Source organism: Ornithinibacillus liuyingii, from assembly GCF_055550225.1.
Genome location: NZ_JBPWOS010000012.1, coordinates 1 through 12,837, shown reverse-complemented (window position 1 = coordinate 12,837; position 12,837 = coordinate 1). Strand labels below are relative to the sequence as shown.

At 36.1% G+C, this 12,837-nt stretch carries 7 protein-coding genes; 5 read left to right on the top strand and 2 right to left on the bottom strand.

What is annotated here, in order from left to right; genetic code table 11:
• Window positions 1-217: 217 nt before the first annotated feature.
• Window positions 218-1,873 carry a glycerol-3-phosphate dehydrogenase/oxidase gene (locus ACSKT4_RS15565; protein ID WP_186870514.1) on the bottom strand — a complete coding sequence of 552 codons (1,656 nt, stop codon included), beginning with the start codon at window positions 1,871-1,873 and terminating at the stop codon, window positions 218-220.
• 468 nt (window positions 1,874-2,341) lie between these two features.
• Between ACSKT4_RS15565 and ACSKT4_RS15560 the strand changes: the two genes are divergently transcribed.
• Window positions 2,342-4,372: an alpha/beta fold hydrolase gene (locus ACSKT4_RS15560; RefSeq protein WP_186870515.1), complete on the top strand. Its 2,031-nt coding sequence runs from the start codon at window positions 2,342-2,344 to the stop codon at window positions 4,370-4,372.
• 157 nt (window positions 4,373-4,529) lie between these two features.
• Here the strand turns inward: ACSKT4_RS15560 and ACSKT4_RS15555 are convergent, their stop codons facing one another.
• On the bottom strand, window positions 4,530-7,622 hold the full coding sequence (locus ACSKT4_RS15555; RefSeq protein ID WP_465823661.1) for a GNAT family N-acetyltransferase: 3,093 nt from the start codon (window positions 7,620-7,622) through the stop codon (window positions 4,530-4,532).
• Between the two features lie 542 nt (window positions 7,623-8,164).
• Here ACSKT4_RS15555 and ACSKT4_RS15550 point away from each other — a divergent pair.
• From ACSKT4_RS15550 to ACSKT4_RS15535, 4 genes are read left to right on the top strand one after another with little or no spacing between them, the layout of a single operon-like run.
• On the top strand, window positions 8,165-9,748 hold the full coding sequence (locus ACSKT4_RS15550; protein WP_465823660.1) for a spore germination protein: 1,584 nt from the start codon (window positions 8,165-8,167) through the stop codon (window positions 9,746-9,748).
• A 32-nt stretch (window positions 9,749-9,780) separates the two neighbouring features.
• Window positions 9,781-10,989 carry a Ger(x)C family spore germination protein gene (locus ACSKT4_RS15545; RefSeq protein WP_465823659.1) on the top strand — a complete coding sequence of 403 codons (1,209 nt, stop codon included), beginning with the start codon at window positions 9,781-9,783 and terminating at the stop codon, window positions 10,987-10,989.
• 2 nt (window positions 10,990-10,991) lie between these two features.
• Window positions 10,992-11,243 carry a hypothetical protein gene (locus tag ACSKT4_RS15540; protein WP_211742499.1) on the top strand — a complete coding sequence of 84 codons (252 nt, stop codon included), beginning with the start codon at window positions 10,992-10,994 and terminating at the stop codon, window positions 11,241-11,243.
• 23 nt (window positions 11,244-11,266) lie between these two features.
• Window positions 11,267-12,346, top strand: a complete 1,080-nt coding sequence (locus ACSKT4_RS15535; RefSeq protein WP_211742498.1) for a GerAB/ArcD/ProY family transporter — start codon at window positions 11,267-11,269, stop codon at window positions 12,344-12,346.
• The last annotated feature ends 491 nt before the right edge of the window (window positions 12,347-12,837 follow it).

Sequence of the window (12,837 nt, the reverse complement as noted above, 5' to 3'; positions counted from 1 at the left end):
ACCATAACCAATTAGTATTCCCAAGACGAGAGAACTTTATTAGAAGACATTCCTTTTATTTCTATTTAAAAAGTTCCTAATCGGAACATTAATATTCATGATGGTGGGAATATTATTATCTAAAATTAAAAATTGAAATTAGTTAAGTGCAGAGTGCTTCAAATAAAGGATCAAAAACAGAAAAATACTATCTGTTTTTGATCCTTTCTCCACTTAATTAAGCATTTTTGAAGGCAGCGTCATCTAAAGCACTTTCCAGCTCATTCTTATAGATTTCAACCATGCTACTATTCCAATCCAAATAATGTTGCATATAGTTTATTACATTCTCTTTATATTCTCTTACCGTTTCAATGTCGAATAAAATCGCTCCTGTTCTACGGTTGAAAAAGTCCACAGGTGTCACTGCCATTTCATGATCTAATGCATATTGTAGCTTAGCAAATAATGATAATGGAAGATGATATTTAGCCGCGACATCTTCCTTTTCCTTCAAAATGTCGAATAGAATTGGTACATTTGAGCCATACATTTTAGCTAAATGTCTTGCATCTTCCTCTGTTAAACCAGCATCCATACCTACTGAAATTTGACTTTCTACGAATTGATTGAAATTAGCAGAGCCCCCTACATTTCCACCTGAAATAGGAATCTTCCGTGTTTCACAAGCTGAGAATAGTTTTTGCTGCTCTGCTTTAAATTTAGAAGCTAGTATGTCTACTATGCTTTCTGCCATTTTACGATAACCAGTTAATTTTCCACCAGCAATTGTTAATAATCCAGACTTAGATTCCCAAATTTCATCTTTTCGAGAAATCTCTGAAGGATCTTTTCCTTCCTCCCAAATTAACGGACGCACACCAGCCCAGTTTGATTCCACATCGTCTTTTGATATCGATACATCTGGGAACATATAGTGAATTGCTTCTAATAGATAATCACGATCTTCTGTGGTCATCTTCGGACTAACCGGATCATTTTCATAAAAAGTATCCGTTGTGCCGACATAAGCTTTTCCGTCACGAGGTATCGCAAATACCATACGACCATCTGGCGTATCAAAGTATACCGCCTGCTTTAATGGGAATTTAGATTGATCAATAACTATATGAACACCTTTAGTTAATCTTAGTACTTTCCCTTTTTTAGAGTTATCTTTTTCACGAATCGTGTCTACCCAAGGACCTGTAGCATTCACAACCTTCGTAGCTCGAATTTCATATTGTTCTTTCGTTAATTGATCTTCTACAATTGCTCCAACTACTTTACCATGTTCATAAATCAAGTTGACTACTTTAGAATAATTCAATGCTGTTGCACCTTTTTCCACGGCAGCCTTCATTACTTCCATTGTCAATCTTGCATCGTCTGTTCTATATTCTACATATATTCCACCACCAAGTAAATCTTGCTTTTTCACAAGAGGCGCCTTCTCGATGGTTTGTTCTGCTGTTAACATGTATCGTCTTTCATTTTTCTTTACCCCTGCCAAGAAATCATACATTCTTAGACCAATAGAAGTCATAAATTTACCGAACGTACCACCTTTATGAAACGGTAGTAGCATCCATTCTGGAGTTGTGACATGTGGTCCATTTTCATAAACAATGGCACGTTCTTTCCCTACCTCTGCCACTTGCTTTACATGAAATTGTTTTAAATAGCGAAGACCACCATGGACTAGCTTCGTAGAACGGCTTGATGTACCAGCGGCAAAATCCTGCATTTCCACTACTGCCATTTTCATTCCGCGAGTAGTACCATCTAATGCAATCCCGGCACCTGTTATTCCACCGCCAATAACAAGGACATCAAAGGTTTCTTTTTTCATGGTATCGATGATTTGATTACGATTTTTATTTGAGAAATTCATATCTTATTCTCCTTTTCCGATTAGCTTTTGTAATATCAAGGTATCTATTTACATCTATATACAAAAAGAGACCACAACAACACTGTCGAACTTATTTTCGACACGTTTTGTGGTCTCTTATTCTCTACCGTGATATTAACTTAATTTTATTATAACACGGTCTATACGATTTGAAAACAATCAATTTTACGTATCATGATTTAACTCTACTTAAACTAAAGATATTTACCAATTAAAATACTGTTGACAACGTTTTCACTTCATACTATACTAGCTATTAAGTTAATACATTTGTGAAGAGAACACGAGACTCACTTTTTTTCTTTGTATTTTATTCAAAGAGGGTTAAGTGAGTCTCTTTTTGTTTTTCTTTAAAAAAGATTAGCAAGGGGTGATGTATAAGTAGATAAATTGTGCTACATAACCAAAGAACAATATCCTAAAATTTTTTTATCGGGGGTAAATAATTTGAGAAAGTTTAAACATCCAGTTGTATGGGTCATTATTTCGTTACTTTTCATTTCGATAGGTAGTATAGCTGCTTATCAATTTAACAGTTCAAATGGGAAGGTTGATGTTTCTCGTATCTATTTTGATACACCTAGAGGAGAGCTTTCCGGACTCCTTTACATACCTGAAGGTGCGAATAAAGAACCACGACCTACCTTAATTGCTACACATGGATATTTGAATTCTGCCGAAATGCAAGATGCACAGGCTATTGAAATGTCGAAACGTGGATATGTCGTTTTAGCATTAGACCAATATGACCATGGACACTCAACAGGTACTATGGAAAAGCCAGTACCATTTTTCTCATTCTGGCCATATTCTATTTATGATGCAGTTCAGTATATGTATGAACAAGACTATGTATTAAAAGATGAAGCTGGTAATGGTGTAATCGCTGTATCTGGCCATTCCATGGGTGGCTTCTCTTCTACTAACGCAGTTGTACTTGACGAACTCGATTTCCAAGAAAGTGGAATAAGAAAGATTCATAGTTCCTTAACCATGGGATCGGACTACCAGTGGCTATTATCACTAGGCTATACACAAGAAGATATTAATAACGCGTATGGTCCTAGATATTCTGGTAAGATTGCCGGAAATTATGATGAATTCTTCTTTGATGAAGGTGCAAGAGCGACTGGTAAAACAGTAGTTCAAAAGAATTATATCGGTACAGAAGAGGGACAAGGCTTCTTAGGAAATCCCGAAAACCCAGAAGTTGGTAAGCTATACGAAGTGGATAGTGGTGTACGAGTAATCTACCAACCGAATGAAACCCATCCATGGAATCATTTTTCCAAAACATCTACAGCATATGCCATCGATTTTTACAGTACAGCATTTGCTGATTATAGTAATCTAGTTTCTGTTGACAAAACCGGTCAAACTTGGATTTACAAAGAGTACTTCGAGTTTATTGCTTTAATCGGATTTTTCCTACTCTTTATTCCAATTATCCTATTAATCTCGAAGCTACCATTCTTTAAGAATATCTATACGAAAAAACCAGAACCATTACCAGAGCCTAAAACAACTGGTTCTAAATTAGCTCGCTTTATTTTATTATTGGTTGGAGGATTATTCCCTGCATTATTCTTCTCTGCCCTTTATGGTTCAAGTGCAAACGAAGCATTCTATGGAATGAGATTACTAAGACAAATTAGTTTAGTAATAGTAGTAGCATCCGTTATATTCTTAATTTATTCCATAGCGAAGAAATCTAATAAATCGATACAATCTGTTTCGTTTATTATGTTAATTTTAAGTGTCGTTCAATATTTCTATTTAAAAAATCAAGAAACCTTTATTGCGACAACACAGTTATTTGGAGCACCAACTACCAATCCGGTACTCTATTGGGCTATTAACGTAGCCATTGTCATGTTAATGATTATGGTTGGCTATCATTATATTGCCAAAAAGCCAGAGGGGGCGACTATTGCCAACTATGGTATAAAAGCGAATATCAAATCCGTTATCGCATCCTTATTAACTGCTATTATAGCTGTCGTAATTGGTTATGCTATTTTGTTTGCCATTGATGCCATGTTCAAAACGGACTTCCGATTATGGACATTAGCAGTAAAAACTTTTGAAATGCAACATGTTATAGCGTTATTAAAATATGCACCATTATTCTTTATCTACTATTTCATTAGTGGAATTTCAGTAAATATAAATACTACTGGTGAACGTTATGAAGGAATAAAGGGTTATATTATTTCCATCCTACATTATGTTGGGGGATTAATTCTTTACTTAATCTATCAATACGGTGTCCTATTTACTACTGGAACAGCAGGGTACCCTGAACAAGCATTATCATCCATTATTGTGATTGGACTTGTACCTGTTTTAGCTGTAGCAGCTATCTTTAATCGTTTTCTTTATAGAAAAACTGGAAATGTCTATGTAGCTGCATTCTTGAACACCATTCTAATGACATTAATCACGTTAGCGAATACTGCGCTTTATACTATTCTTTAAGAATAGATCAACTAACAATAAAGCTGAGGCAAGGAATTATCCCAGGCCTCAGCTTTTTTCTACATTTTTTAAAAACCAGAGAACCACATGAATCTCATACTTGGTTCTCTGGTTATTTATGTCACTACAATATGATGATAATTGGATATGAAGAGAATTACTTATGAAAGCTAATCTCCTGTAAATCATGCTGTGCTTTATCATCAATTATAAAATCGTTGAAGAGGTAGAAGTTTGGTGTAGTAAAATGCGTAGAACCTGTAGGAACATATAACTTCTCCCATACGCTAGTAAGCATAACCTGTTTATTGATATACATTTCCCTCATTGTATTTTCTAAGTTAGAAATGAATTGGAGATGCTCCTTACTATTGTGACAACCAATGATCATATTCCGGTCAACACTTATATCATTTTCATCTTTCCCAGCCACTACTTTCATCCAATTTCCAGCCTTATCCTGTAGATTTACCCAATTATTTTCCATCACTGTATCTGGTTTAACAAATGCGAAGGACTGCCATGCTTTGTCATGGAAAAACTTACCTGTATTTTGTTCAATTTCGGACACATGGCATAAAATTGGTGCACCTGGAAGTAGAAGGAAATATTGATGCATGGTAAGTCCTTTAAATTCTTTACTTTGTTCCACGATAGTCGATAACTTGATACCTTGCCATTCATTCCCCTTACTGTCTACAAGCTTAGCAAAGTCCGCTTTGGTTGTTTCCTTGGATAGGGAATAAGGCCTAATCGATGTTAACCTACTAGAAATCCCACCAGCCCAAGGATTCCACCATAAATTTGGTTGCAGCTTAGGGAAAGAAGAATCTAACCATTCATGACCTTTATAAGTTAAAGAATGCAGTGCAGGGAAAAATTCTGGAGTAGCCTTTATTTCCACTACGCCATTATTTACTCTCCAGCTATCCATTCCATATACATTTTCAATCTCCTGTAGACATTCACCTTTCCCATGTGAAATAACAAGCGTTTCCAGATCTTGAATAGTCGCATCTAAACTAGCTTTTACCTTCACAGTCGAGATAGATGGTATATCATTTGCTGATAATTCAGCAATCCATTCCGTCTTCTTCTCTTTGCGATCGATTTTTTCCACCACAAATTCATCTTGATTAAGAAGGGAAAGTGATATTTCTCCATGAAGGTAATTGGATTTGTAATCTGTCACTTTTGCATAACCCTTTCCTCCTTGAAGAAAAGGATTATTGTTTTGTAAAGATAGTCTTACATGATTAACTGGCTTTACCTTTTTACTAAAGCTAGCTTTATTCGCATAAGCTCGGAAACTTTCGATATCATGAAAAGCGCCAAGGGAGAAAACTACTGGTTTCGTTACAAGAGAACTTCTAGGACCGATTTTCCCTAGATCATGCTCAAAATAATGGAACCAAGAATCAAAATGGATTTTACTAGTTGAGTCCCAGCAAATGCCAAGAGGATCTGATCCTTCTTTTGCAAATATCCAATTCTCCGTGATGTGTGTATCTTTCCAATACTCATATGAATTACCAATGGAGTCAGTCATTTCAACCATTTCACCTTGATAAGGAATAACCGCCTTCTCTAATCCAAAGTAGATGGGCTGATTTACAAAGATAGACTCCGCAGTTTCTACCTCTCTCTTATTCTCAACCTCATAATAATTTTCTACCAGTCCCTCGCTGGATAGCTTGAGGATAAGATGTAGCGTAATAGAAGGAAATGCTGCTATCTCATAGGATATTTTTGCACCGATAGTCCCATTCTCATCCATAAATTGTATCTGATTGTATTTTGCTTTAGCCATTTCTTCAGAATAAGGCTTCCCTAGCTTCGGTGTCATTACTTGAATACTACTCTCCTGCTTTTTCCTTCCCATATCAATAGTATTATCTTTTTTGTTCAATACTGCAAAGTACTGTCCGTTGTATAAATGAACCATTTCTTCATCAATACCAAAGAATTTCGCACCAATTCCTCTTATCGGAATACCAATGAATCTTGAAAATTCAACTATTTCCCCATTCTCTTTAATAGCTTTAATTGGCAATGCCGCTTCATAAAAACCATAGCCCGTTACGATAAATGGTACAGGTACAGATTTTCTTTCCTTTGGATTCATTTCTAATTGTATTTTTTCCGCTTTGATTTCCATAATTGGTGAATCTGGAAATGTTACCTCAAAATGAATTTTTTCAGAGTAGTTATTTACTATATCTAAATAAAATATGTTTTCATTTCCTAAGAAAGCTATATCCTCTTGATAATGTGCCGTAACTTGAGCAGGATATTTGGGTAAAATACCTAGCTTAAAGGTAGCCTCTTTACCATTAATTCTAATTTTTGTCTTTACAGATGGATGTGTTCGAAGAGAATTCTGTTCTTCCTCGATGGGATGAATATAAAAGTTTTCGATAACCTCAATCTCGTCCGTAACATTAATGGACTTTTCTATAGAATACTCAAAATTTTTGTCGTTTTCACCTTTTAATTCAACCTGCAGGGCTTTAGCCGATTTGTTTTTAATCGTGTATTGAATAGGATAATGGTTTCCGAATACTAATTGGTGCTCCGGTATTGTTGCTGCAATATAATAATCATCTGTTTCGATTAATCGGATTCCTCTTCCTGTTCGCTCAAACTCCATCCGAAGTGTTTGATTTTCTTTTTTCCATGCATACTCATAATAATGGAATTCATTCTCCACTCTACCATCTGGCTTCACTTCAATTTCCCTTGTACTAATATCGTACCAATTAGCATCCTTAAAGAAATCCGCTACTGCTTCAGTATGTAATACCGTGGGCATGAAGTTCATTAAATGTGTCGTATCATCCCGCTCTTCCCAGAAAAAGCCACATCTCTTATATAAGGGAACTGCCTTCGTATTCCCTGGCCATGTGTACAAATCTAGCCTAGGCCACTTTAAATGGATTGCTTCCTCCAAAGCAGTTAAGAGCAGTTGCTTGCCAATCTTTTTACCGTGATAGTCATCTCGTACATTTAAAAGTGGAATATACAATGCCCCTTCATCATCACGATATTCACTAAACCCACAATAACCAACAACCTTATCACCCTCTAGAGCTAGGAACGTGTGGATATTGGTTGAATTTCGCTCACGGAGTAAAATCGATTCTTCCGTATCTACGGTATTCGCACCACCCCATCCATCACGACTATGGTTCCACATCTCTGCAACTCTAGCAGCATAGCTTTCATCATATTTTACGATTTTGATATCCATGCATTCATCTCCTTTTTCATATAAACCCTACATCTCTTACACTCAAAACTTATCTCCCAAAAGAAAAAGAACCACTCAAACGAGAATGGTTCTTATATACTGACTCCCGATAAGGGTATATTTGCGACATAATAAAAACCATAGAATGCTTCATACATCCTATGGTAGAAATTGACAGAAAAGTTCAGATAAGAGTCTAACGTACCCTATAGGTTGTATGTAGCAAGTTATTTTGTTGAGTTAAGGCAATATATACTCTAATCATGTTATACAACCCCCTTTAAAAATTCTGAATGTTTATTACTCCATTAGTATACAGAAAATTCGTTACTATGTAAACCCTATTTTTTCCAATACATCATTTCTATCATTCTAGGTCTTCTGCTTGATAAAACAAAATACCCACCCTGCATAAATCCAAACAGAAGCTATTACGTTAAATTAATACATAAAGCCTAATTTGATGACCATACTAATGGTATGAATCTTACGGCTATCACCGATTAACGTTAGTAAAGAATACACCATAGAGGTTTGAAACAATGATTAAACGTAGACGGCATACTAAAAAGAAAAAAGACCTTCCATTCATTGAAAAACATGCAGAGGAATATCCACAAAGTATTAGTAAAAATCTATATGTAAATAGAAACCTAGTGCTAACGATACTGGGTAATAGCTCTGACATCATTACACGTGAAATAGATCTTACATTTCCCCATCAAACAAAAGCGATGATTATTTTCATGGATGAATTAGTGGATAAAGAGACTGTTCAACATTATCTGTTAGATCCTATCATTAATCATTTACATCGTGACGAGATAGTTGATGACCTAAATGAAGCAGCCACTATATATGAACACATTATGAAATCCATCACATCTGCAGAACTAACGGAAATAGACACCATTAATCAATTACTGGACCATTTACTTACTGGAGATACAATCCTTCTAGTTGATGGTTTCGAACAAGGAATTGCAGTAGGTTCTAAAGGGGGAAGTGAGCGTAGTGTAGAGCCTCCAACAACTCAGCAGGTTGTTCGAGGACCAAAAGATTCCTTTACAGAAAGCATTAGCGTCAACACTGCTTTATTACGTAAACGAATAAAGGACCCAAATTTTTGGCTTGAATCATCCACTCATGGTAGAAAAACAAAAACGAAAGTAGTGATTGCATATATACATGGCATTGTTACACCAGGCATTGTCGAAGAGGTTAAAGCTAGATTAGAGAAAATCGACATTGATTCAATTCTTGAAAGTGGTTATATCGAAGAACTGATACAGGATGAAACGTATACTCCCTTCCCCACTATTCTAAATAGCGAAAGACCTGATACGATATGTGCAGGATTATTAGAGGGTAGAGTTGCAATCCTGGTTGATGGTACACCTTTTGTTCTTTTAGTCCCGGCGCTTTTTGTGGATTTCTTTAAATCAAGTGAGGATTACTACCAAAGAAGTGATATAGCCAGTTTAATTCGAATCATACGGTATATTTCTTTTTTTCTTGCTTTACTTACACCATCTGTCTATATTGCTTTAACCACATTTCACCAAGAAATGATACCAACAACATTACTTGTTAGCTTAGCTGCACAACGGGAAGGGATACCCTTTCCAGCTTTAATTGAGGCACTCATCATGGAGTTAACCTTTGAATTATTAAGAGAAGCCGGTGTTCGATTACCTTCCACGGTAGGGTCTGCAATATCAATCGTTGGAGCACTCGTTATCGGTCAAGCCGCCGTTGATGCAGGGATCGTCTCTGCTACTATGGTTATAGTGGTTTCTTTAACGGCTATTAGTAGTTTCGTCTTTCCAAATTATAATTTAGCCATTAGTGTCCGGATGCTACGATTTCTATTCATGATATTAGCAGCGACATTTGGGTTATTCGGTATATTTATCGGCTTATTATTATTGACGTTACACTTAACTAGCTTGAGATCCTTTGGCATCCCATATTTATCACCATTTGCACCATATATATCTTCCGATCAACTGGATGCCATCATACTACTTCCGAAATGGAAACAACTATTCCGATCTCGATTAGTTAATCAACAAAATATAACACGTGCAAAGCCAAGGAAGCCAAAACCTCCTCAAAACAGGTAGTTTACATAAATTTTTTGAAGAGAGGGAACATGATGAAGAACATCAAACAGTGGTTAACTTTCTCTTTTATCCTAGTCTTACTTTCTGGTTGCTGGAGTGCACAGGAATTAACAGATATTACACTTGCAACAGCAATGGCAATTGATAAAGATGAACAGGGATATAAGATAACATTACAAGTATTAAACCCTAAGGAAATAGCTGGCGACCAGATGACTCAAAGTTCTACCATTACGACCTACTCTACTGTTGGTACTACAATTATGGAGGGGTTTAGAGGTTTAACACAAGTGCTACCGCGAAAAGTTAACTTAAGTCATCTACAACTACTTGTATATGGTGAAGAAATGGCTTATGACGGCATAGGAAAAACATTAGATGTTCTAGTGCGAGATCATGAAATCAGAACAGATTTTACTATTGCTATTGCACAAGGATTGGAAGGTGCAGAGTTAATTAGTATTTTAACCCCCCTAGAAGAGATTCCAGCCATCAAGGTAAAATCGAACATCGAGTCTTCTGAAAACTTTTGGGCACCTACAAAATCAGTTCATTTAGACGAATTAATACAATCCATTTCTACTGAAGGGAAGGAAGCAATATTAACCGGTTTATATATTATAGGTGATGTTGAAAGTGGTAGCTCTATGAAAACTAGACAACAATCTGGCAATCCTACCATGATATACCTAGATGGTATTGGTGTATTTCGAGGCGAGAAACTACAAGGTTGGTTAAATGAAAACGAAAGCAAGGGATTCAACTATATAACGAACAATGTTAGTAATACGGTTGGCTGGGTCCCGTGTGACAACGGTGGTACGATATCTGTAGAGGTAACGGATGCCAATACCGACATGAAGGCATCGTTCGTTAATGGTAAACCATCGATTGATATTACTATCGAAATTAAAGGAAATATTGGGGATGTAGAGTGTTCTATCGATTTAGCCGATCAACGGTCCATTGAAGTAGTCCAGAAAAAGCTTGAACAAAAGACGGCTGAAATTATTAAAGAGAGTGTTACCAAAGCCCAAGAATTTCAAAGTGATATTTATGGTTTTGGTAATGCAATAAAACGATCTAATCCTAAAGAGTGGGAAAAGATAAAGGATGATTGGAGTAATCAATTCCAAGAATTGGAAGTGAATGTACAAGTGCAAGTTGATATAAAGAAATCTGGTATGGTTACCAAATCTATCTATGACACAATTAAAAGAAACACAGAGAAAGTGGACTAAACATGATAAAAGCTTCTTTATTTGCAGTTATAGGTGCTTTTTTATTCTACATTGAGATAAAAGGACTTATAAAGAAGACAAAGAAGAAAAAAGAAATACTAGTATTCGTTTTCTTAATGAGTCTTTCGATTATCTTACTTTCTTTACACTTTCTAGGTATAAAGCTTCCTTATGTTGTGGAAGTGGCTGATTTCATAACGAAGCCGATCACGGAACCTCTAAAGAATTGGTTAGCAAAATTTCAGCAACCCTAACTTTCTACTGGGAGGAATAGACGTTGACAGAGAAGCTAGATGGCAAACAATATGCTGTACTGGTCATTATGAATACACTCGGGGCATCCATTATTTTCATTCCTAGTATTGCAACCACTTATGGGAAAGAGAATGGTTGGATTACATTGTTGCTTTCCACAATATTAGGTTCCATAATTATTCTACTCTATAATCAAGTCATTAAAGTATTGGATGGGAAACCATTCTTTCCTACCATTGAATCACTATTAGGGAAATGGTTCGGAACTATTATGATTCTGTTATTTACTGGTTTTGTTTTTGTTAATTCCTCGGCAAATCTATGGTCTATCAGTGACTTTGTGTCCTTACAAATCCTAATGGGTACACCATTTGAAGCAATATCATTTATGATCATCATAACGACATTAATTGCTATTAAATATGGCATTGAAGTTATTGGAAGAACCGCAGAGCTTTTTTTTCCTTTTACGATGATTAGTGCTATCTTGTTGACCTTACTCGTTATGAAAGATGCAGATATAACTAATATCCAACCCATCTTTCAGCTTAACAGAACGGCTACCATAGTAGGTATCATTCCCATTTTGTCTATCACTTTTTTAGAATTAGTCATCTTAATTGGTATATCAAGTTTTGTCAACCAACAAAAAAGTGCACGAAAAGCATTATTAGCGGGTGGGATTACAAGTGGATTGATTCTTCTTATCATTACATTTGCATGTATCACCGTATTAGGGGTGGAAGGAACCATACATTATACCTATCCAATTTATGCCTTAGGACAAAGGATTAGCATTTTCCATTTTTTTGAACGAGTAGAAATCCTAGTTGCATTTATTTGGTTCTTTACCATTTTTATTAAGCTTTGTGTGTCTTTTTATGTCTTAGCAAATGGAGTCAGTCATTTATTTAAAATGAAACATTATAAAGCCCTTTCCGTTCCATTAGCTTTTCTATTATTTTTGGGCTCTATGCTATTAGTACGGAATACACTTGAAGCTCATACATTTATCAATGGTTCTTACAGCGTTTTATCTGTAACCATTGGATTACTATTTCCAATTATTATCCTTCTTGTCCATTACATAAAGAAGGCTTGATTGAAGGAACGATGGCATAGAAAATCCTTATTTCTCAACTAAAAACGTACGACCCTAAGAGGCTGGGACAAAACTATTTCTAACATAGGATAAACCGAACATTAAAGTTAGCGCATCAAACCCGCCCCGGAAATATACTTCCGGTTGCTTCCAGTACAGGGGCGACATCTGCTCGAAAGAACCTCGCAGTGTCTTCTTTACACTTTATCACAGTATAAGTGCGACATCTGCTCGAAAGAACCTCGCATTGTCTTCTTTACCGTCGGTCGGCTGGTGAGCCTACTCAGAGCTAACACTCCCCTGGGGTCTCACCGATGCCTTTCCTCCCACAGGAGTCTCCATATATTTCCGGGGCTAATGTAGTGATTGTCTTTTTTTATTAACTTTGTTTTCGTTTTGTCCCAGCCTTGTATATTAAGTACTAGAGGTTCGCTACCTCTAGTGCTTTTTTAGTATAGTCATTTATACTAAAAGCAACGCTGTGGATTAGT

Coding starts and splice junctions, on each gene's coding strand:
- ACSKT4_RS15545 (WP_465823659.1), top strand. CDS start 9,781: ATGAAGAACATCAAACAGTGGTTAACTTTCTCTTTTATCCTAGTCTTA.
- ACSKT4_RS15555 (WP_465823661.1), bottom strand. CDS start 7,622: ATGGATATCAAAATCGTAAAATATGATGAAAGCTATGCTGCTAGAGTT.
- ACSKT4_RS15550 (WP_465823660.1), top strand. CDS start 8,165: ATGATTAAACGTAGACGGCATACTAAAAAGAAAAAAGACCTTCCATTC.
- ACSKT4_RS15565 (WP_186870514.1), bottom strand. CDS start 1,873: ATGAATTTCTCAAATAAAAATCGTAATCAAATCATCGATACCATGAAA.
- ACSKT4_RS15540 (WP_211742499.1), top strand. CDS start 10,992: ATGATAAAAGCTTCTTTATTTGCAGTTATAGGTGCTTTTTTATTCTAC.